The organism is Calothrix sp. 336/3, from assembly GCF_000734895.2.
Lineage (GTDB): Bacteria > Cyanobacteriota > Cyanobacteriia > Cyanobacteriales > Nostocaceae > 336-3.
In genome coordinates, this window is the sequence record NZ_CP011382.1 from 58,500 (window position 1) to 78,880 (window position 20,381).

20 protein-coding genes and 1 pseudogene are annotated in these 20,381 nt (G+C 39.0%); 11 read left to right on the forward strand and 10 right to left on the reverse strand.

Features of this window, described 5'->3' with window-relative positions; genetic code table 11:
- Nucleotides 1–479 precede the first annotated feature (479 nt).
- The 3 genes from IJ00_RS00270 to IJ00_RS00280 all read left to right on the forward strand — a co-directional run bounded on the left by IJ00_RS00270 (nucleotide 480) and on the right by IJ00_RS00280 (nucleotide 2,862).
- Entirely contained in the window at nucleotides 480–1,157 is a 678-nt protein-coding gene (locus IJ00_RS00270; protein ID WP_035148929.1) for a sugar transferase, read from the forward strand.
- Nucleotides 1,158–1,524: 367 nt separating this feature from the next.
- Complete coding sequence (locus IJ00_RS00275) at nucleotides 1,525–2,292, forward strand: SDR family NAD(P)-dependent oxidoreductase (protein WP_035148931.1); 768 nt, start codon at nucleotides 1,525–1,527, stop codon at nucleotides 2,290–2,292.
- Nucleotides 2,293–2,541: 249 nt separating this feature from the next.
- Nucleotides 2,542–2,862: a hypothetical protein gene (locus IJ00_RS00280; RefSeq protein ID WP_035148933.1), complete on the forward strand. Its 321-nt coding sequence runs from the start codon at nucleotides 2,542–2,544 to the stop codon at nucleotides 2,860–2,862.
- 69 nt (nucleotides 2,863–2,931) lie between these two features.
- Here IJ00_RS00280 and IJ00_RS00285 read toward each other — a convergent pair whose 3' ends face one another.
- Together IJ00_RS00285 and clpS are read right to left on the reverse strand one after the other, a co-directional pair.
- The gene (locus IJ00_RS00285) at nucleotides 2,932–3,255 is read right to left on the reverse strand and encodes a DUF2103 domain-containing protein (protein WP_035148935.1); all 324 of its coding nucleotides are present in this window, start codon (nucleotides 3,253–3,255) and stop codon (nucleotides 2,932–2,934) included.
- A 5-nt stretch (nucleotides 3,256–3,260) separates the two neighbouring features.
- Entirely contained in the window at nucleotides 3,261–3,581 is a 321-nt protein-coding gene (clpS, locus tag IJ00_RS00290; RefSeq protein ID WP_035148937.1) for an ATP-dependent Clp protease adapter ClpS, read from the reverse strand.
- A 399-nt stretch (nucleotides 3,582–3,980) separates the two neighbouring features.
- Here clpS and IJ00_RS28630 point away from each other — a divergent pair, with 399 nt between their 5' ends.
- From IJ00_RS28630 to IJ00_RS00305, 4 genes are all read left to right on the forward strand, one after another.
- Nucleotides 3,981–4,136 carry a hypothetical protein gene (locus tag IJ00_RS28630; protein ID WP_168163397.1) on the forward strand — a complete coding sequence of 52 codons (156 nt, stop codon included), beginning with the start codon at nucleotides 3,981–3,983 and terminating at the stop codon, nucleotides 4,134–4,136.
- Between the two features lie 324 nt (nucleotides 4,137–4,460).
- Nucleotides 4,461–5,246: a C39 family peptidase gene (locus IJ00_RS00295; RefSeq protein ID WP_046814680.1), complete on the forward strand. Its 786-nt coding sequence runs from the start codon at nucleotides 4,461–4,463 to the stop codon at nucleotides 5,244–5,246.
- A gap of 228 nt (nucleotides 5,247–5,474) precedes the next feature.
- Nucleotides 5,475–6,413, forward strand: a complete 939-nt coding sequence (locus tag IJ00_RS00300; RefSeq protein ID WP_052754343.1) for a glycoside hydrolase family 25 protein — start codon at nucleotides 5,475–5,477, stop codon at nucleotides 6,411–6,413.
- Between the two features lie 346 nt (nucleotides 6,414–6,759).
- Complete coding sequence (locus IJ00_RS00305) at nucleotides 6,760–7,089, forward strand: hypothetical protein (protein ID WP_035148939.1); 330 nt, start codon at nucleotides 6,760–6,762, stop codon at nucleotides 7,087–7,089.
- A gap of 106 nt (nucleotides 7,090–7,195) precedes the next feature.
- Here the strand turns inward: IJ00_RS00305 and IJ00_RS00310 are convergent, their stop codons facing one another.
- The 6 genes and pseudogenes from IJ00_RS00310 to IJ00_RS00335 all read right to left on the reverse strand — a co-directional run bounded on the left by IJ00_RS00310 (nucleotide 7,196) and on the right by IJ00_RS00335 (nucleotide 15,067).
- On the reverse strand, nucleotides 7,196–8,053 hold the full coding sequence (locus IJ00_RS00310) for a hypothetical protein (RefSeq protein WP_035148941.1): 858 nt from the start codon (nucleotides 8,051–8,053) through the stop codon (nucleotides 7,196–7,198).
- Between the two features lie 54 nt (nucleotides 8,054–8,107).
- A complete protein-coding gene (locus tag IJ00_RS00315) occupies nucleotides 8,108–10,942 on the reverse strand; it encodes an AAA-like domain-containing protein (RefSeq protein ID WP_035148943.1) in 2,835 nt (944 codons plus the stop codon).
- 126 nt (nucleotides 10,943–11,068) lie between these two features.
- A complete protein-coding gene (locus IJ00_RS00320) occupies nucleotides 11,069–12,355 on the reverse strand; it encodes an AAA-like domain-containing protein (protein ID WP_035148945.1) in 1,287 nt (428 codons plus the stop codon).
- Nucleotides 12,356–12,915: 560 nt separating this feature from the next.
- Nucleotides 12,916–13,641 carry a DUF5331 domain-containing protein gene (locus IJ00_RS28635; protein WP_052754344.1) on the reverse strand — a complete coding sequence of 242 codons (726 nt, stop codon included), beginning with the start codon at nucleotides 13,639–13,641 and terminating at the stop codon, nucleotides 12,916–12,918.
- Nucleotides 13,642–13,658: 17 nt separating this feature from the next.
- A pseudogene (locus tag IJ00_RS00330) lies at nucleotides 13,659–13,960 on the reverse strand (ferredoxin).
- 129 nt (nucleotides 13,961–14,089) lie between these two features.
- Nucleotides 14,090–15,067: a cysteine synthase A gene (locus IJ00_RS00335; RefSeq protein WP_035148947.1), complete on the reverse strand. Its 978-nt coding sequence runs from the start codon at nucleotides 15,065–15,067 to the stop codon at nucleotides 14,090–14,092.
- Nucleotides 15,068–15,671: 604 nt separating this feature from the next.
- Here IJ00_RS00335 and IJ00_RS00340 point away from each other — a divergent pair.
- The gene (locus IJ00_RS00340) at nucleotides 15,672–15,998 is read left to right on the forward strand and encodes an STAS domain-containing protein (RefSeq protein ID WP_035148948.1); all 327 of its coding nucleotides are present in this window, start codon (nucleotides 15,672–15,674) and stop codon (nucleotides 15,996–15,998) included.
- Here the strand turns inward: IJ00_RS00340 and IJ00_RS00345 are convergent.
- Both IJ00_RS00345 and IJ00_RS00350 read right to left on the reverse strand, forming a co-directional pair.
- Complete coding sequence (locus tag IJ00_RS00345; RefSeq protein ID WP_035148951.1) at nucleotides 15,995–17,137, reverse strand: PP2C family protein-serine/threonine phosphatase; 1,143 nt, start codon at nucleotides 17,135–17,137, stop codon at nucleotides 15,995–15,997. The two genes, IJ00_RS00340 and IJ00_RS00345, sit on opposite strands and share 4 nt — an antisense overlap.
- A 132-nt stretch (nucleotides 17,138–17,269) precedes the next feature.
- Nucleotides 17,270–18,049: a DUF1350 family protein gene (locus IJ00_RS00350; RefSeq protein WP_035158236.1), complete on the reverse strand. Its 780-nt coding sequence runs from the start codon at nucleotides 18,047–18,049 to the stop codon at nucleotides 17,270–17,272.
- A 203-nt stretch (nucleotides 18,050–18,252) separates the two neighbouring features.
- Between IJ00_RS00350 and rpsO the strand changes: the two genes are divergently transcribed.
- The 3 genes from rpsO (at nucleotide 18,253) to aroF (ending at nucleotide 20,341) form a co-directional block, all read left to right on the forward strand.
- Entirely contained in the window at nucleotides 18,253–18,522 is a 270-nt protein-coding gene (rpsO, locus tag IJ00_RS00355; protein ID WP_035148952.1) for a 30S ribosomal protein S15, read from the forward strand.
- Between the two features lie 11 nt (nucleotides 18,523–18,533).
- A complete protein-coding gene (locus IJ00_RS00360) occupies nucleotides 18,534–19,001 on the forward strand; it encodes a PAM68 family protein (RefSeq protein ID WP_035148953.1) in 468 nt (155 codons plus the stop codon).
- A 281-nt stretch (nucleotides 19,002–19,282) separates the two neighbouring features.
- Complete coding sequence (gene aroF, locus IJ00_RS00365) at nucleotides 19,283–20,341, forward strand: 3-deoxy-7-phosphoheptulonate synthase (protein ID WP_035148954.1); 1,059 nt, start codon at nucleotides 19,283–19,285, stop codon at nucleotides 20,339–20,341.
- Nucleotides 20,342–20,381: the final 40 nt, after the last annotated feature.

Genomic DNA, 20,381 nt, shown 5'->3' on the forward strand with positions numbered 1-20,381 from the left:
TCAACCTGTTGTTAGCTATCGAAAATCCCAAAGATGAAATCCGGGTAAGGGAAACAGTTGTTTTTCTATACAGATAACTCCTGCAATTCTGCAATCAGTAGCATCTTTATCTGATATACAGAAGCAAAAATCCATAAATCTACTTGATGACTATAACCAAAAGACTAGTTAAAATCGATATTTTCATTAACTCAGTTGTTTTCAGAGATGACTGTGAAATCTCTAGCTATTAAGAATGATGTGATGGGTTATACTAACACAATTAATAGTAAACTTCACATTCATCGCGATTTTTCATCTGTCATAAGATATAGTTACTCAGCTTTATGCCATTTTTATTAAAATATCATCATTATCTTTCAGAGAATGAAGATTCAGTGAAAATACGGTTAAGCATGATTCTGCTAGATAAAGCTAAGTCTATATTCTATATACAGCTACGTAAAAATACTTTTTTTTAATCAACATTCGGCTTGCCAATGTACCAAATACAGTTTACAACCGTTGTTGAAGGTGCAACTCCTGAAACTTGGGTCAATCAATATATTCCTCACCCTTCTGTTAAATCTCAATTAAAGCGTTTATTGGATATTTTAGGTAGTTTAATCGGACTGTTAATCTTAGCGATACTATTTTTGCCAGTAGCGATCGCCATCAAAATAACTAGTCCCGGACCCATTTTCTTCGTCCAAGAACGTTATGGACTTCAAGGAAAACCCTTTTATATCCGCAAGTTCCGCTCCATGGTTTCCGATGCGGAACAACTCAAATCTTTAGTTGAGAATGAAGCCAAAGGATTAATTTTCAAAAATAAAAATGATTTTCGTGTTACCAAAGTCGGTAAATTTCTCAGAAAAACGAGTATCGATGAACTCCCTCAATTTTGGAATGTTCTCAAAGGAGAAATGAGTTTAGTCGGAACACGTCCACCGACAGCGGACGAAGTAATTCACTATAATCAGCGTCACTGGCAACGTTTAAACGTTAAACCTGGATTAACGGGAGAATGGCAGGTAAATGGACGTTCCCAAGTGAAGGACTTCGAGCAAATAGTTGATTTAGACCTAAGATATCAGAAAAACTGGCATCCTTTCTATGACTTGTTTCTCATTTTCAAAACTATTTATGTACTTCTAGCTCGTGTCGGAGCATTCTAAGTACAACTAACTAGTTAGGGAACCGCTATCTAATTAGATGAATATGAGCATTTAATGATTAGTTTCTTGTCTAACAAAATAATGCTCTGTCTCCGATTTTATCGCAAAATTTACGGTAGGAAATATCAGAATCCCTGGGGGTTGTGAAAAATTTCCTATCTTTTTTATGGAATGCTTCTGAATGATTTTCATTTTGGATAAAGTTGAACTGATATCATGTCTGCTAAATTACTTCAGAGAAGTTCGCTGGATATAATTTGGCAAGATTTCGTAAAAAATCTCCATAAGAGATCAGTAATGAACAGAGTCAAAAATCCAGTCATACTACCATCAACACAAGGAGATATCTACTGTGTAAGAGGTAGGCATGGATCGAGTCAAAGACAAAGTAGTTATTGTTACAGGTGCTGCCCTCGGTATTGGTCGAGCCACAAGTCTGCTATTGGCGAAAGAAGGCGCAAAAGTCGCAGTAACAGATATTCGCCATGATGAAGGCAAAGCTTTGGTAGAAGAGATTCAAGAGCAAAATGGAGAAGCAGTATACTGGCATTTAGATGTTTCCCAAGAGCCTCAAGTACAACAGGTAGTAGGAGAGGTAGCAAAAAAATGGGGTAGGGTCGATGTTCTAGTTAATAATGCGGGGATATCTGGAGTCAACAAACCGACTCATAAAATTACCCAAGAAGAATGGAATGCTGTCATGGCAATCAACGTGAATGGGGTTTTTCTCTGTACGAAACACGTCATTCCTTTGATGTTGAGCGGTGGAGGTGGCAGCATCATTAATATATCTGCTGTTTATGGTTTAGTCGGTTCTCCCAGTGTTCCCCCCTATCACGCTTCTAAGGGTGCTGTACGTTTAATGAGTAAGACTGATGCTGTGTTATATGCAGCTAATAATATCCGTGTTAATTCTGTACATCCCGGCTTTATTTGGACACCCATGATTGAGGATGCATTCAAAAAGCAAGGTTTACCCCAACAGGGAAGAAAGTATCTTGATAGTCTCCATCCCTTGGGACATATGGGTGAACCTGAGGATGTTGCCTATGGAATTTTATACCTAGCTTCCGATGAGTCGAAATTTGTCACAGGGACAGAATTAGTCATTGATGGCGGCTATACTGCTCGCTAATCAGCAAAATCTCTTTGAGATATGTCCAGAGAAATACACTACTGTGCTGTCAACCCCTGCTTTTAAGTATGGGGTTTTCCATACCCTAGACCCTTATTGTTATGAAACACTTGACAAATAGCAACATTTCTTGACAGTTTATCTCGCTATCTATTTCAGTTTGTAACTATTTGCTGATTCCTGACAGCGATATCCTTTAGACTGATGGGCAATAGAAAAATATTTGAAAAGATATTGGGATAAATTCACATGAATTCGCTCAATTTTTTTTGTCATGAATCTGTAGTTGCGATGTCTTCTGTTGCTTGTGTTTTAGGTTTGCTACTGTTGCTGACTTGCAAGCCAGAAGATGACGAGATGGAAGTTACAGAAAGGGTTTTGGTGAAAATGAGCTTTTCTTATTGGCTAGTATATTGTATAGCTTTCGCCATCCAGAAGGTAATTTTACCCGGTTGGGAAGGAATTATTATGACTTTAAAAATTACCACGGCTTTATCATATTTTCTGACATTTTCTTGTATTTTAAGCCTCCCTCTCCATAAATTTGCGATGCGTCAGATTGAAGATTAGATTCACTTAAACTTTGATAGATTTTCAGATCCCCGACTTTTTTAGTCGAGGATATTACTCATGTTCAGGCTATTTTTTCATCGCGATCGCAATTCTTTCTTCTAGCTCTGTTTTTTCGAGAATTGTTAAAATAAATACTTCTTGCACAGTTTTCCCCTGACGAGCAATGACCTTAAAACCCCCCAAAATGGGGACAGACACCCTTAATTGCATTTTTGGGCAGTGTCCTTTCACACTACCAATGACTCCGGGGGTGATGGTTTGAATACCATCGAATTTGCAGAGACGTTCGAGGATGGGAATGAGACCAGAAATGTGAGTGGAGTGGTTCCAAACTAGTCTGCCATCTTTCGGGGGAGTTGCTTTACGAGTGTCTGATTTGGGTTTGGTCATAATTGTTACGCTGCTTCTAGGGGAGCCATGGTTAAACCCGCTCGACGCAGCTGTTGATGATAAAGTTCTGCGGGTTCCTGGGGACCTGTCCAGACAATAGCTTGTCCTTCAAAGTGGATTTGGTTAGTCAAATCCCAAGCGCGATCGCTACTCATCCCCGGAATGTACTTTACCAGACAATCATGTACGTGTTGAAAGGTATTAACATCATCATTTAATACGATAACCTTATAGTTAGGGTAGGGTTTTTGGACAGTTTGAGCGGATTTTCCTGGCGTGACAGTAGGTGCGGTTGCCATGCTATGAACACGAAGCTGGGAAACCATAGGGAAATTGTCTAGAGACTTTTACAAAACTACATTTCAGATTATAGTGTGCCATTGTCAATCCAGAGTGGCGAGTATTTCACGGTATGGGGAAAAGATACACCAAGCAGATGTCAAACCCCAATCCGCATCAGTTCCTATGCAAATTAACGAAAATATTCATATTGGTGAGAAAATCGGATGCACCAGCAAGTGTCTCAGGAGCGAGCTAAGAGCTTGAAAACAGTCTTTTCTCTTCAATATAGTGAAAACTGCTAATTACTCAGTCATAAGTCACTCATCCCCAGAGATATCCCATATTCGTACTCAGTAATCACTGCGATTGAATGTAATTAAGCAAGAAGAAGCATTTGACGCAATACTTGCGAACCACATTTACAAACATCAAGGATTACAACCATGAAAATATCACGTAAACTCAGCCGCGAACTTATGCTCATCGCTCTTGATTTAGCCGATGGTAACGCTGATGACTTAGAAACAATGTGCGATACTCTAGAGGCGATCGCCGCAGAAGGCAGAAAAGAAATTTCAGCGAGAAAGTCATCTAAGTAAAACCATCGATATTGAATTAGTGAATAGACAAGTTTATTGATTTCTTCACTATCTAATAACTGAAATAAAATAAATTGCAAAAATCAGCTAGGAGAAGGTAATTATTATCTTCTCTTTTTTTGTTTATATATCTCTTTGAGTCAAACTCAGCTATTACTCAGCCATAAGTCATGAATATTCATTAATATCCCATATCTGTACTCAGTAATCACTGCGATTGAATGTAATTAAGCAAGAAACAAAGCTCAAAACAAAAAACTAATTTTTTCTATATCTAGCTTTGACTTCGCTAACAAACATATTATCTATTGGAAAAGCAATCCTATGAAACTGATTACTACTTCTAACACTATTTTCAAACAATCTGTCTTAGCTATTTCAGAACTGGCTGAAAACGAAAAAATTGATATTGCTGCGAAAACTGAATTTGAAGTAATTGCTTACTTAGAAATGGGCGACCATCTCAAGTTTACTCTCAAAACAGGATTTCTCACTGGCAGAAATACATGGGTAGCTGATATCAATCATATTGAATTAATTGACGATGATGGATTGAAAATCATTGGCGAATATAAACTCGGTGATAAACTCCCCGCAAAGGTTAATTTACCCGTTCCTTATTTCAGCCAACTTAATAACCAATTTCAGCCGACAAAAACTTGTAATGTGACTTGTGTCGCAATGTGTCTCTATTACTTCGGTATTCGTCCCAAGAACCGCGATCGCCAATTAGAAGATGAACTATTTCAGTTTGTGGAAAGTAAAGGATGGGATAAATACGTCCATGAACATCTGCGGAAACTATTTATAGAATATGGGGTATTTAATGTCTTCAAAACTGAAGCAACTTGGGAAGAAGTCAAAGTACATTTAGCTAATAAAAAGCCAGTGATTATTTCTGGTCAATTTACCCGTTCGGGACACATTATTGTGCTACGGGGATATGACGAAACAGGTTTTTGGGTTAATGACCCCTATGGTGAGTTTTTCCACAGTGGATATCGTACTGATTTAACAGGTGAAAATCTCCACTATTCCTACAAACTTGTAAGCTCAAAAAGCTATAGCGGTTCTGAAAAAACCTGGGCACATTTCCCTGAAAAAAGGTAATCAATTCAGTTTTGCTTCTCAACTTTAATTAACTCATTTCCAACTTTTTGAGAAGCAGATTTTTCAAATACTACCTCGTTCCTTGCCAGAGACAAGGAACGCATAACTTGAGGCTCCAGCCTCAAAAGCATACATAAATATCTCATCAAAGCTCCTCAAAGTCTAGGTAATAGATTTTGATGAAGACAATTTAACTCGCATTCATTTACTTTTTAACCAGGAGAAATTATGTCTATTAAATTCACTGCACCCACAAATCTTGCTAACTTGAAACTTGGTAACATTATCAGCTTTCAAGGTTCTGCTGCCAATGAAATCGTGAAAGTTGAATTAATCGCAGACGCTAACTATAAACTAGGAGAAGTATCTGTTTTTGAAGGTAACTGGACTCTTAACTATCCCTTCAATCGTCCTGGAAAACGCCGCATTACTGCCAATGGTTTTAATGCTAGTAATCAAAAACTCAGCAGCGATGCGATTGAAATTTTACTTGTGGGAGACAAAAGCAACGAAATCGGCATAGATGTTTCCAACCACAATGGTAACCTCATTAATTGGCAAAGTGTGAAAAATAGCGATGTTTCTTTTGCATTTGCTAAAGCTACCGAAGGTATAACCTATATTGATCCATGTTTTAGCGACAACTGGAAACAAATGAAAGCTGCGGGATTAATTCGTGGTGCATATCATTTCTTCCGTCCTTTACGGGATGCAAATGAACAAGCACAGAATTTTCTGAAAGTAGTAGGAAAATTAGAATTAGGCGATTTACCACCCGTTTTAGATTTGGAACATTATCCAGAAGAAGTCGAAAAACAATGGCAACAAATTGATTTAGATGAACGCATTCAACGGGTACAGCAATGGTTGGATGTTGTGGAGCAGGAAACTGGACGCAAAACTTTAATTTATACAAGTTCTGGTTTCTGGAAAACCTACATGGGTGATACACAAGTGTTTACCAAATATCCCTTGTGGATTGCCCACTATACAACAAAACCGCAACCATTAGTACCTGCAAATAATTGGGGTGAAAACGGTTGGTTGTTCTGGCAATATACGGAAACTGGTAGCGTTGCAGGTGTAAGGGGAGATGTTGATAGAAATCGCTTCGCTGGTTCCTTTGAACAATTACTAGCATTTGTTAAGGATTCCTTTGTTGCGTAGTTATCATTACTCAACACTCATTAATTAATACTGTAGTAGTGCGGGTATATTGCCCGCTTTTTTTTGCTCAAATTCCCAGAGATGAAATAATTTTATTCTCTATCTTTTAAATTACCAATTAATCAATATAAATCTAGATTGTATTTTTGATTTAGTTAATTTAATTAAACTATTAAATTTCATACAAACCAGTTAGAACTTATACTTACTCAGCAATGTCACAGTTCTGATCTCACTAATCACCCTGTTTAAATAAGAACATAAGGAAATTAAACAAACGACAGAAATTAATATCGATATGTTTAATTCCTTGTCCACTAACCAATAATATGAGGTGGCTGGAATTATGAAACGCAATATTATCATCAGTATCGACCCAGAAACATTAGAGATTCAACAACCAAATACAGTTTCTTCTTTACAAGAATTTGCCTCTGAAATTTCCACAGAAATCACAGAAAAAGAGGACAGCAATATGCAAACACCTTTGCAATCAGACAGATGGATTTATCGAATTGTTGTTGGTGCTTTGGCTTTAACTTTGGTTTCTTCCGTTGGTGGTGCGGTTTATCTACAAGCTAAGGGTGAGGAAATTCCTGATATTCTCACTGCTTTGGGTTCCGGCGCGTTGGGTGGTTTGGCTGGGTTGTTAGCACCTACACCTGCGAAGGAGTAGTGATAATTGAAAAATTACACACTATAGTCAAAAAAGTAATAGTGTGTAATTCTAATTATTAATAATCTCAATCAGAATAATATTCAATTAGATAAACCTGATTGAGTTAAGTAAAAAACTGTGTTTGCAAACGTCCTATAACCAAATGCCTTTTATTTTTTTCTATTTCATCTTTTTCCAAATTATAATCATTTATTTCGACTGGATAAAATTCTGATTCTTCACACAAGCTCCAACTATAACCAACAATCTCTCCTTTTTTGTTCGTAGATATTCTAAAAAATCCTTTTCCCAATCCACTATAGAAAGCACAATATCTTTTATCCTCGGAGATACAGGCAGAAAAACCATTATTTTTGTATCGAGAATCTTTCTTGCCATGCCCTGAATTGCTCTGATCAATCACGCTGACTTTCCAATGTACCATATCTTGTTCATTTGGTTTTAAATTCTGTATCTCACTAGGAGCTTCTGGAACTCCTGCCACTAGAAGAAGATGACCTGTATTACCACTCTTATCTTCATCTTTTTTATACCTGATTGCAATAATATCCCCAGGCATAACTTTTTTAATATCTGTAATTAATGTGAATTTTTCCTGTTTAAAAATAATCTGATGATAATCTTTTGCCAGAGGTCGTTCTTTACCCATCCATTCTTTAAAAAAATCTTCCTTAACAACACGGCTATAACTGTGGGATAGAAGTTTATTTATAAATCCACTGCAATCGGTCTTAGATACATATTCACAAGCTTCACCTACACCCTTCCAAATAAAAATAGTAGGTCTGTGTTGGTAGTTATTATTTTCCGGGCGTAAGCCTGAGAGCATTTCTAAAGCATCTTTAAGATGTTTAGGTAAAGTTTGTGCTCTTGCTAATAATGATGGGAACACTGTGCCAATAGCACTAACCGAAGTTATAATCGAAGCTTTTTGCAGAAAAATTCGTCTAGATACAAGCATATATACTGAATTTGTTGTAGTGTGACAACTAATTTTAAGTCAGAAAAACGTAGTTTATGACTCATATTTACAGATATAAAGCTCTTTTTGTGCTTCGGGATGATTGTTAAGGTAGTCTTTTAACCATAAACAACCTTGCGCTAAAAGCTCATCTAATTTTTGAGAATTCTGAAATTTCGTGTTTTTTTGACTATGAGTATCGATAATTTTCTCTTGAACTCTCAAATCATCTGCACTGATTATCTTATCCTTACGCTCTTCAAGCTTTGCTAGTTGTCTGCCAGAAAAATTCCAAATACGGGCAGTTTTATCGTCTGAAGTAGTAATTACATACTTTCCGTCAGGACTAAAAGTCGCACTATTAACACGATCTCTATGTCCTCGAAGAACGACTAATGTTTGACCCGATAAATTCCACAGACGTGCAGTACCATCCCAAGATGCAGTAACGATGTGTTGACCATCAGGACTAAAGCTGGTACGAAAAACAGAAGCGTTATGTCCCCTAAGAATAGCTACCCGCTTACCAGGCAATTCCCAAACACTAGCAGTATCATTGCCAGAACCAGATGCGGTAACGATGTACTGTCCATTTGGACTGAAATTTGCGTCGTTGACATAACTCTCATCATGTTTTAGCACTTTTAGCAGTTTCCCTGATAAATCCCATATACGAGCAGTGCTATCCCTAGATGTAGTGATGATGTGTTTTTCATTAAGTCTTAAACCAGTAATTTCTTCTTTATGCCCTTTGAGAACAGCTAAAGGCTTACCTGACAAATCCCATATACGGGCAGTACCATCCCAAGATGCGGTAACAATATGTTTTCCATCAGAACTATATTCGGCTCTGGTCACACGGTCTTGATGCCCCTTTAAAACAGCTAATGTTTGACCCGACAAATCCCATAGGCGTGCAGTACCATCCCAAGAGGCGGTAATGATGTGCTGTCCATTAGGACTAAAATTGGCACGAATAACAGTTTTAGTATGTCCAGCGAGAATTGCTAGCTGTTGACCAGATAAGTTCCATAATTGGGCGGTATTATCATCTGATGCAGTGACAATGTACAGACCGTTAGGGCTAAACTTGGCACTATTAACTCCTTTTCTATGTCCTTTGAGAATAGCTATCTGTTTGCCAGATAAATCCCATAATCGGGCTGTTTTGTCATCAGATACGGTAACGATAAGCCGTCCGTCAAGGCTAAAACTTGCATCACGAATACTTTTTCGATGCCCTTCAAGTTCATTTTGCAGCTGAATATTATCGAGAATTGTCTGCAAATTGGAAATTGGAACTTGAGTTGGATAGCGATCGCCTTTGACTAGTTCTTTTAATTCTTGTGCTGTAATCATCGCAGAAAATACAGCTTCTAGTTGCTGGAACTCAAACGTTTTTAAAGCGTTTTTGCTTTGTCTCTCTAAGTTTTTAACTGTAACTGCAACCGTTTCTTTTCTGAGTTCCTCAGCTTGGTAAGCAAGAGTTACACCAGTTATTGCTCCCAGTAGAGAAATAATTAAAAAAACTGAACCAAATCGAATTCGAGAACTAGCTTTCTTATTTGCCTGCTGTAATATTAAGTTGGCTTGTCTTTGAAGTTCTATCGCTTCGCGTTTATCAACTTCCTGACTAGCTGCAATAAATTTATAATCAATATCACTCAAACTTTTACCTGCTGCCCAAGCCAAAGTATCTTCTAAAGCCTTCCCCCGCAGTAAACGCGAATCATCCTGATAATTAGAAGCAACCCAAGCTTGAAAAGATTCATTATAGGGACGCAGAGAAGCTAAAATTCGGCTACACCATTCTTCCTTGAAAACTTCCAGATAAATACGGTTATAAATTTTTAACTTACCATCCCGCTTTACCACCAATCCTGTTAACCGTAGTTCCATTTGTTCCAAACTATCATCCGCATCGATCGCACCTTGGGAAACTATTTGCTGACATAAACCCAACAAAATACCAGTTCGTTTCTCACCACTGTGCATTATGCGATCGCGGATTGTTCGTAAATGTTCTGGTTCGTCCTGAGATTCCCAATTTTTGATTATTTTTTCCCTAACGATGGTTTCCAGATGTACTGCTTCTTCTCTAGGAGAAACAACTTTACCCTCAGCTAAAACCAATTTACAAACCTTCTGGGTCAAAAATGGTTGTCCCCCCGTCCATTCCAACACCAATTCTATCAAAGCTTGGGGATTACCAATTGCTGCTAATCCTTGTGCGAGGGGTTCTGCTTCTTCTAGTTGAAAACCTGTTAATTCGATGGCTTTACCAATATTAAAAGGTGTGCGATGCTTTTCTTGAATTAAGTCAGATGGTGTCGCAACTCCTAGTAATGCAAAACTTAAGCGTTGATATTTTTGATTTTCTGCCCTTTTATTCCAACAAGCTCGAATAGCTGCAAAAAAATCATCTTTAAAAGTAACATTAAGTAAGCTATCAATTTCATCGATAAAAATGACTATCTGACTCGACACTTGCACAAGCAATACTTGTTCGATAAATTCTGTAAAACATTGAACGGGTGAAAGATATTCTCGTTCTTTTAACCAATTGCGTAAGTTAAATTCTTCAGATAAACTCAAGCTATTAATTAAACTGCGAATTAACCCCCCATACCATTGTTGAGGTGTAATTTCTTGTGTACCAATCGCGGTAATATCAATTGAAACGCAGGCAATTCCCTCTTGCTGTAATCTTTCCATTGTCCGCACTCGCAAGCTCGATTTACCCATTTGTCGGGAATTTAAAACATAACAAAATTCCCCAGCTTTCAGAGCTTGATAAAGTTCTGTATCTGCTTGACGATAAACGTAGGTTTTTGCGTCTGCGGGTAGACTACCTCCTACTTGATATATAGAACTATTTTGAGTATTCATTGTTGAAAAATAGATAGTAGATTGAAACAAGAGACAATGATTTTGGATATTGCCTTACTACTTTTCGTTTGAAAGTCAATACCTAATGTCAGATTGTTGATTTATTACAGTTGGTAGAAACAGAAATTATTGGTCGAGAAAATCAAAGCGATCGCTAAAGTATTCTCGGTACACTTCACAGCCAATTATTACTTCATTACCTACTGATTTTACTAACCCCATCCTGTACAAATTATGGGCTTGTGTGGGTGACACGCGAACTGGACTAGGACTTTTCACAATTGTTTTTAAGACTGCTGCTAATTCGCTATCTTGTTCAATCAGTCGCCAGTAGTGACGAAGCAAGTTACCATATATACCTCTATCGGTAACGGATGTCTGTAGTAATTGTTCGAGGGTAATAGTCGGGTTAAGTTGCAGATTCTTAAATGCTTCTCCTACTAGGTAAGGATGTCCGCCAACTTTATCTATCAATGGCTGAATTTGCTGCAAATCCCTCTCCAAACCGTATTGTTTCGCCAACAAAAGCACCTGCTCTGGAGTAAATTCAGGTAATTCTATGGGTACACCAACATTAAAGGGAGACTCGTTTACTCGGAGAGGAACATACACTTCTGTCGAGTGAGCTATTACCAACCGTAACTGCTTCCAGAGAGGACGAGTTTTTGCTTGTTCATGCCAAGCTCTTAATAATCCTAAAAATTCCCCGGCAACTTTTTCATGGGGAAATATGCGCTCAACTGTATCCAAGCACAAAATCAAAGGTGCAGAAGATTTTGCTAATAAATACTCTTCAAAATAAGCGGTGCAGTTCATTTTTGGTGTAGAAAATTGATCATCCCAGTAGTCTGCAATTCGGTTATCCATGTGCAAACTTTGACTGACACTGACGCAGAACCACTTGAGGAATTTTTCTAGGTTGCTAAAGTTATCGGTTTCAGCATAATGCATATCTACTAGCACGGTGCGGTATCCTTGATGTGCCATTTTTCCCAGAATTCTCGCCATCAAAGATGTTTTCCCCATCCACCCAGGAGCTTTAATTCTCAATAAACCACCAGGTTGGGAAAGGGTTTTGTCACATATTTCCTCAATGGGTGGGCGATCGATATAGATAAAGTTGTCATCTTCGTCTGGGGTAATTACCCCGCTTCCATTTCCATCACCATTTGTGTTCAGGCTTATTTCCTGATTGGAGATATCTTGAATATCTTGCCAATCAAAACCTAATTTTTCGCTAATTTCGCTAAAATTTAACCAATCCACGGGTTTACCGTTGAGGAAATTACTTACAGTTGCTAAGGAAAATCCTAACGTCTCTGCCAAGTCCTTTTGTCGGGGAAAGCCTTGACGTTGCACTGCGAGCTTAACTTTTTCAATATAATCTTTACGTACTCTTACTGAGCGTCCCATAGGTATATCCGGGTTTTATATATATCCAGAATCATACATTGGGTGTTTGATGATATATGTGAAGTCAGTATTAAATTAGATACAAGTCAGTCACGAGCTACTCACACAAGTTACAAGTTCTTGAAATTCCTTTGCTTCGTGTTCTTGAGATTCGCGCGATCGCTAATTACAAAGTTTCATACAACACCCAAATATCACCAAATATACTGAGTTGATTTAAAGTATTAATTTATTCCTGGAAAAGATTTGATTACACAACAGCGATCGCCTGAATAAATATCTCGCAACTTGGATTATTAGGGTTTCGCACCATTCCGCTCAAAAGGCTTTAAAACCAGAGCATCCCAATTTTGCCAAAATACAATTTGTAGTGGGAGCATCTTGCTCCCTGATTTTATACTAATTTGCTGTCAAAGAGAGTAGTCTCTATACTGTCATGGCGACGGTCGGGAAGCAATCTCATTATCCTGAACCATTACGACAAAACCCAACTTGGTATGAGAACGCAGGTGATAAGTCCGCACGACAAAAAACAATTTACACATTTGGGACAACTCTCATCAAAACGGCAAAAATGTACTATCCTTTTCATCCCAATTTACACCCTGACAAAAATCATCCACCCAATTAGCAATTCTGGTCGATTTGATTATCTGTGGACTGATTTCATCTGATGATTTACTCGGTAAATGGCTCAACGACTGTCCAGATGTCCCCATATGACGCTTCCCAACCACAGGTGAATCTGCATATTTCCCATTGTGATGGTGATGATTATCTCTAATAAGGGTCATTTTTCTACCATGTTTCCCATTCCCGTGGATGGCGATCGGCAAGATAGCTTTGTGACCATTTTTACTATCTAAAACCACAGTCAAACAGGAAGTGGTTTGTTTTTTATGCTCTACAACCTGAGATTCGGAGTGAAATTTTTCTGACAACTCATACTTTCTGCATCCATTCACTTTACCTACACCATTACTCCCATAATCTCTCGATGCAGAGTGATGATCCCTTACCTCTGGAATTTCTTCATCAGGATTAAAATTCAAACCTAGGGCATTAATAATCTCATCGGGATTACTATTTAATTCTACTAATAAAGGTAAAATGTCCCCTAATTGCGGTTCTAAAGTTGACAAAGTTGCCAAAATAAACCCAGAAGAAGGACGACGCAAACCATCATAGCTTGCCCAAATACGCATTTTCACCAACCAGGAACGATTCTGAGAATAATAACTAACCCACTTAAGTCGCAAAGATTCACGTAGTTCCTGAATATTCATGGGATTTCATTGAGTAATTAATTGACTAATTCCTGCTGATGAAACCGATAGTAAAACATCTTTGTCACCTTTTTACCCCTAATAAATGCTGTTCTATCAATAGAGCTACTTTTTCAGGACGCACCCTAGGGTAAAAAATCTTCTCAGGTAGTATTAACACCATCGGACCATTACCACATTGTCCCAAACAACCGCTACCTGATATCGTCAATTCCGGTAGGGGTAAAGCTAAAAAAGCAGCTAATACCTTTTCTGCTCCTTGCTTACGGCAAGTGCGATTTTGACATACACGCACAGATAAAGAAATAGGATTATCCATAGGAAACAAGAATGTTGTTAGAAAGCCACAGAATAATTAGTTAGGGAACTGCAAATTCCAAAAATATCAAAATGCTCCAAAATATGTGGTACGGGCATCCCTGCCCGTTTCCTGAGGACAAATAATCATCTAAAAATCGACTACTAAGCCTTTAGACTCCAACCATTCACGGTTAAATATGCGCGATTGGTAGCGAGAACCACTGTCACATAAAATAGTGACAATAGTATGTCCAGGTCCCATTTGCTTTGCTAGGGCGACGGCTGCCGCAACATTTATACCAGTAGAGCCGCCCATGAACAATCCATCCTGACGTAATAGTTGATAAACTACGCGCAATGCTTCTTGATCGTGAATTTGGATGGCATCGTCGGTGGGTACATTTTCCATGTTAGCTGTAATCCGACTATTACCAATGCCTTCTGTAATAGAACTTCCCTCTAGTTTGATTTCTCCGGTTTTAACGTAGCTATAAAGTCCACTACCCATAGGATCGGCAACCACACATTTAATTGCAGGATTTTTTTCTTTCAGATACATTGCCACACCCGCAAAAGTTCCCCCCGTACCAGTTGCTGCCACCCAACCATTAACTGTACCATCGGTTTGTTGCCAAATTTCCCTACCTGTGGTTTCATAGTGGGCAAGACGATTGGCTAGGTTATCAAATTGATTTGCCCAAATGGCATTTTCCATTTCTGAAGCAATTCTCCCTGAAAGCTTGACGTAGTTATTTGGATCTTTATAGGGAACTGCTGGAACTGGACGAACTTCCGCTCCCAGCGATCGCAAAGCATCCATCTTCTCTTGGGACTGGGTATCAGGAATGATAATTAGACACTTGTAACCCTTGGCATTACAGATATGAGCTAAACCGATACCAGTATTTCCCGCAGTTCCTTCTACTACTGTGCCCCCTGGTTTAAGTAAACCTTTTTTTTCTGCATCTTCAATCATATACAGAGCTGCACGGTCTTTGACGGAACCACCAGGGTTCAGAAATTCGGCTTTACCAAGAATTTCACAACCTGTCTCTTGACAAAAACTGTTTAAGCGAATCAGTGGTGTATTGCCGACTGCACCGATAAAACCATTCTTGATATCCATATCTGATTTTCCTGTTAGCTTACTTATAAAAATTTTTGCCTATAGTGGTGCTATTGGGACTTCTAAGAAAGGTAAAATTTCCAAAATTACCCCAAATATTCACCTCTGCTCCTCCAAGAAGTCTATTGTAAGAGTTTTTGTTACTCATCTTGTTGCAAGTGAGAGTCCGTGGGGAATACTAGTGATGTGACGGTATATTACAGCCATAGACAGAGGTCAACCTCTTGGCATATGGTGATTACCAAATGCTGATACCAAAAGCATTTTCCACTTGTCACCTGTTCCCTAAATATCAAAACAAGTCTGAGAATTGAATGATCAAATATAGCCAAACCGGACTATCATCTTCTCATAATTGTTTACTTCTCTAACTGATCAAGTCAGTCAAAAATTTATATTCCACCTACTTATACACACTGATTGATGACTATTTATTTCCAACTAATCAGCCATGGTAAATTTTTGTTCTGATGATAATAATAATCGGATTATTTGAGATGAAATCTTTATCTAGTGTGGCAAGTATTTATATCCTGAATTATAATGAACTGTATCATTTTGTAATCTCAATAGTAGTTCCCATAGCTAAAGGTGCTGAATAATGATGAATACTTCTGTGGAAATCGTCAAACCAAGTGGTAATTTAGATGTAACTCAGTCCCAAGAGTTTCGCAAGAACATTACTGATACATTGGAACAGGGTGCCAAGATTGTTTTGGTCGATTTTCAGAATGTCACATTCATGGATAGCTCTGCTTTAGGAGCATTAGTTTCAGCCTTTAAAACTCTTCGAGCATCTGATAGTAAATTAGTCGTTTGTTCCATTAATGAACAAGTAAGAATTTTATTTGAGCTAACTGGTATGGATAAAGTATTTGAAATTTTCCCTAACCAAGACGAATTTCAGAAAACTATTTTTGCTCGCAATTAGCTAAAAAGTATTTCTAGAATAGATAAATCATCTTCAAAAGTTTCTTGAGAATTAAAACTTACTAGGTAATTGAGTATCTGATCGAGTTGGTTACTTGGATGATGCTGCAAATTGCCTAGCATTTTAATGAAAGCTTCTAAACCCCAGAGACTGCCATCCTTTTGGGTAAATTCGTAGGCACCATCACTAAAAATATATAGGGTGCTATTTTCTTCTATATGGCAAAATTCATCAACATATTGAGCTTGGGGAAACATTCCTACGGGGATGCCAGGTGTGCGTAGATGTTTAATTTCTTTGCCATGGGGTTGTTGTGTGATCAGGATAGCTGGTGGATGTCCTGCACTGGCATAGATTAGCTGGCGCTGAGGAATATTATAGACACCATACCAGATTGTAAAGTATTTATCATTCTGGTAACTCATTTGGAAAGTATTATTTAAGGCGCGTAATACTTCACTAGGTTGATAATAATTGAGGCTTTTTAAGGCGCGCGATCGCAGTAAATTTAATACAGATACCGATGGGAGAGTTGCCCTGAGTCCATGACCAGCAGTATCGAGTAAATAAATTGCCAAATAATCGGGGTCTAACCAATAATAATCAAAGCAATCACCACCTAATTGTCGAGAAGGAAGAAAGCGATAATTAATGTTAATCGGTTCTGCCATTGGTGGTGGTAAAAGAGAACAAACATACTCAGCAGCTTCGGTGAATTCTGCCTCTAAAATTTGTTTTTGAGTTTGTAAATCTCGGCTCATTTGATGGAGACGTAAACCCGCTCTCACTCTAGCTTTTAGTTCATTTGGCTCGATGGGTTTAGTGATAAAATCATCCGCTCCCGCATCTAGCCCTTTCACGCGATCGGCAACAGAATCTAAGGATGTCAAAAGAATAAAAAAAGTCGTTGATAAACTTGGTTCTGTTTTAATTCTTTGGCAAACATCTAATCCACTGATACCAGGCATAATCCAATCACAAATGATTAATGCTGGTTGGTAATGTAATGCTTGCTTAATTCCAGATTCTCCATCGTTAGCACTAATAACTTGATAACCCTGTTTTTCCAACATTCTTTTGAGAAGAACTTGTACGGTGGAGTCATCATCAATAATTAAAATTTGAAATGAGGTTGTCATTGGTCAATAGCCGATAGTCAATAGTCATATCAAGTCGATTTCATTACTGTCTTGATTGGCAATAGCCTGAGATTTCAGGAAGGCAAAACTGAGGGTTTTACCGACTTTCGGGACTCTTGCAAAGCAATAACTTTATAGAGATGAAAGAGGATTTAACCACAAATTTATGGTACGTTTCAATTGGTGCAAATCACGGTAAATTTCTTGCTTAAACCATTGTCCTAAAGCATCAAAGGGATTAAAGTCTTTCCCTGCTTGCCATTTGACATCTTGACCTAGGGGTGTCAGATGATTACCCGTCAGAGTTTGTGTTGTCACCATCTCTGCAAAAAGTTGGTTTAATAACTCTGTTAACCCTAGAGATTGATCTAAGGTATCGTTGGTAAATTTAATCAATAGGTTACGACGAACTTTGTAGCTGCTTTGAATAATTTGATTGGTTTCTAGGGGGGAAGGAGTAAATTCAACATTAAAATTTGAACTTAATTGACTATTGAACTGTTGAATCAGGGGGATAGCATCACGAGCAGCATAATTATTGTAGGAAATCAAGATATTCCCAGCTCTTTCAACGTCACATAAACTACCAATAAGTAGGTGTAACTTGCATCCCATGCTATGCCCCACACCGTAGATAGGTAAATAACCTGATGGCAACAGAGAACGCTCTTCTAACCGAATTAATGCACGCTCAAAATTCCGTAATACTTGCTTGGCGATCGCCACATGATCAAGGGTATTCACAAAGGGTGTGGCAATAACCATAAAACCTTTCCCAGCTAAAGACTCTAGCAGTAAACGGTAGGTGAGATGGGGCGCAGTTGCCACAAATGCCCCTCCGAGGAAATGAATTATACCAATAGGATTACGAGGGACTAATATCCAATTGCCAGAGATTTCTATCCAGTCCATGGGGTTAGCGATCGCTTCAGTTAACACTTTTTTATGTTAACCCTAGGGAGGCAAGGTAGGGAGAAAATCCCCCCATCTCCCAAGGAAAATATGACTTCACCCTACAAAACTTCCGAACCCTGTACCCTTTTCACCCATTCACGTACCTGTGATATTATGGGAGACTGCTGCATATTTTTTAGAAATAAATCAATCGGACAACTATGGCTTTAACGCAACAGCGCAAACAAGAAATCATGACCCAGTATCAAGTACACGAAACAGATACAGGCTCTGCTGATTTGCAAATTGCGATGCTAACAGCACGCATTAACCGTCTCAGCGAACACCTACAAGCCAACAAAAAAGACCACTCCTCCCGTCGTGGACTCCTAAAGATGATCGGTCAGCGTAAGCGCCTGTTATCCTATATCATCCAAAATGACAGAGAACGCTATCAAGCCTTAATCGCTCGTCTAGGAATTCGTGGATAAAAGTCAAACCTATGTCTGGTGAATCTGAAAGCCCAAACTTACCTTTTGAGCCAAAAAGTAAGCGCCCAAAATCCTCAAAAGCACAAAGCAAGTCCCCAGTTAGCAAGCAAGAATCAGAGAAAAAATCAGAAAATCAGCCACCTTTCACGAAAGAAGAAATGGCTATTCCCAAAGTTGTCAGCCAACGCATGGTTAAGCGCGTAGCTTTCTTCTCTGGGATACCAATGTTTTTAGGTATTACTACTCTAGTTGCTAGCTACTTTCTCCTGACCATGGCACAGATTAAATTAGCTCCCATTGCCGTCTTGTTAGTCAATATGGGATTTTTTGGTCTCAGTGTCTTGGGAATCACCTATGGCGTTCTCTCTGCTTCTTGGGATGAAGAGAGGGCAGGAGGTTTAGTCGGTTTGAGAGAATTTAATACCAACTGGGGACGAATGGTAGAAGGTTGGCGCGCCACAAGGCAAAAAAAGGTTTAAAGCTTGGTGTCAGCTTCCAAGATATGACCACTGCCAAAAGCAGAGATTGTCAGCAAATGTTGAAGTTTGTCAGAATAAACTTCAACATTACTATTAAAAGTATTAGAAAATTAATGTTTAGAGGTCGCAATTTTTTGCGATGATATCTTATTGGTACAAAATCTCAAAATGTACTGGAAAACAAATTATTATTTATTGACTAGTACACCTTTGCTCTTAGCATTCAGCTATTAGCCTTTGGCAAAAGTATAAGAATAACTCAACCAATCAGGGAATATAGCATGATTATTGTCATGAAAATTGGTTCTCCTGAGGCGGAAATCAACCGCATCAACGAAGAACTAACCACATGGGGTCTCTCACCAGAAAAGATTGTCGGGAAGCACAAGGTCGTTATTGGCTTAGTTGGGGAAACCGTTGATCTAGACCCCTTACAAATCCAAGAAGTTAGCCCCTGGATCGAGCAGGTATTACGGGTAGAACAACCCTACAAGCGCGCTAGTCGCCAATATCGTCACGGGGAAGCATCAGAGGTGATTGTGAATACCCCCGATGGTGCAGTAACCTTTGGAGAACACCATCCTTTAGTGGTGGTAGCTGGTCCCTGCTCCGTAGAAAACGAAGAAATGATTGTGGAGACGGCAAAACGAGTCAAAGCTGCGGGGGCGAAATTCCTCCGTGGTGGAGCTTACAAACCTCGCACATCTCCCTATGCATTCCAAGGACACGGGGAAAGCGCTCTAGAGTTACTAGCAGCAGCACGGGAAGCCAGTGGACTGGGTATTATCACCGAAGTCATGGACGCTGCGGACTTAGATAAAATTGTCGAAGTCGCCGATGTCATCCAAGTTGGGGCGAGAAATATGCAAAATTTCTCCATGTTGAAGAAGGTGGGAGCGCAACCAAAACCCGTACTTCTGAAACGGGGCATGTCTGCCACCATTGAAGAGTGGTTGATGGCAGCTGAGTATATTTTGGCAGCCGGTAATCCGAATGTGATTCTGTGTGAACGGGGTATTCGTTCCTTTGATAGACAATATACCCGTAACCATTTGGATATCTCTGCCGTGCCCGTGTTACGAAATTTAACACACCTACCAATCATGGTTGACCCCAGTCATGGTACCGGTTGGGCAGCCTATGTACCATCTATGTCCATGGCAGCGATCGCCTGTGGTTGTGACTCCCTGATGATTGAAGTTCACCCCAACCCGAAAAAAGCTCTTTCCGATGGACCACAATCCCTCACACCAGAAGCTTTTGACCAATTGATGCAAGAATTGGCTGTTATCGGTAAAGCTGTGGGACGCTGGCAACAACCAACTGTTGCCGTAGCTTAGAATTGCTAAGGGGTGAGGAGGATAAATTCCTTATCCCCTA

Coding starts and splice junctions, on each gene's coding strand:
- IJ00_RS00270 (WP_035148929.1), top strand. CDS start 480: ATGTACCAAATACAGTTTACAACCGTTGTTGAAGGTGCAACTCCTGAA.
- IJ00_RS00275 (WP_035148931.1), top strand. CDS start 1,525: ATGGATCGAGTCAAAGACAAAGTAGTTATTGTTACAGGTGCTGCCCTC.
- IJ00_RS00280 (WP_035148933.1), top strand. CDS start 2,542: ATGAATTCGCTCAATTTTTTTTGTCATGAATCTGTAGTTGCGATGTCT.
- IJ00_RS00285 (WP_035148935.1), bottom strand. CDS start 3,255: ATGACCAAACCCAAATCAGACACTCGTAAAGCAACTCCCCCGAAAGAT.
- clpS (WP_035148937.1), bottom strand. CDS start 3,581: ATGGTTTCCCAGCTTCGTGTTCATAGCATGGCAACCGCACCTACTGTC.
- IJ00_RS28630 (WP_168163397.1), top strand. CDS start 3,981: ATGAAAATATCACGTAAACTCAGCCGCGAACTTATGCTCATCGCTCTT.
- IJ00_RS00295 (WP_046814680.1), top strand. CDS start 4,461: ATGAAACTGATTACTACTTCTAACACTATTTTCAAACAATCTGTCTTA.
- IJ00_RS00300 (WP_052754343.1), top strand. CDS start 5,475: ATGTCTATTAAATTCACTGCACCCACAAATCTTGCTAACTTGAAACTT.
- IJ00_RS00305 (WP_035148939.1), top strand. CDS start 6,760: ATGAAACGCAATATTATCATCAGTATCGACCCAGAAACATTAGAGATT.
- IJ00_RS00310 (WP_035148941.1), bottom strand. CDS start 8,053: ATGCTTGTATCTAGACGAATTTTTCTGCAAAAAGCTTCGATTATAACT.
- IJ00_RS00315 (WP_035148943.1), bottom strand. CDS start 10,942: ATGAATACTCAAAATAGTTCTATATATCAAGTAGGAGGTAGTCTACCC.
- IJ00_RS00320 (WP_035148945.1), bottom strand. CDS start 12,355: ATGGGACGCTCAGTAAGAGTACGTAAAGATTATATTGAAAAAGTTAAG.
- IJ00_RS28635 (WP_052754344.1), bottom strand. CDS start 13,641: ATGAATATTCAGGAACTACGTGAATCTTTGCGACTTAAGTGGGTTAGT.
- IJ00_RS00335 (WP_035148947.1), bottom strand. CDS start 15,067: ATGGATATCAAGAATGGTTTTATCGGTGCAGTCGGCAATACACCACTG.
- IJ00_RS00340 (WP_035148948.1), top strand. CDS start 15,672: ATGAATACTTCTGTGGAAATCGTCAAACCAAGTGGTAATTTAGATGTA.
- IJ00_RS00345 (WP_035148951.1), bottom strand. CDS start 17,137: ATGACAACCTCATTTCAAATTTTAATTATTGATGATGACTCCACCGTA.
- IJ00_RS00350 (WP_035158236.1), bottom strand. CDS start 18,049: ATGGACTGGATAGAAATCTCTGGCAATTGGATATTAGTCCCTCGTAAT.
- rpsO (WP_035148952.1), top strand. CDS start 18,253: ATGGCTTTAACGCAACAGCGCAAACAAGAAATCATGACCCAGTATCAA.
- IJ00_RS00360 (WP_035148953.1), top strand. CDS start 18,534: ATGTCTGGTGAATCTGAAAGCCCAAACTTACCTTTTGAGCCAAAAAGT.
- aroF (WP_035148954.1), top strand. CDS start 19,283: ATGATTATTGTCATGAAAATTGGTTCTCCTGAGGCGGAAATCAACCGC.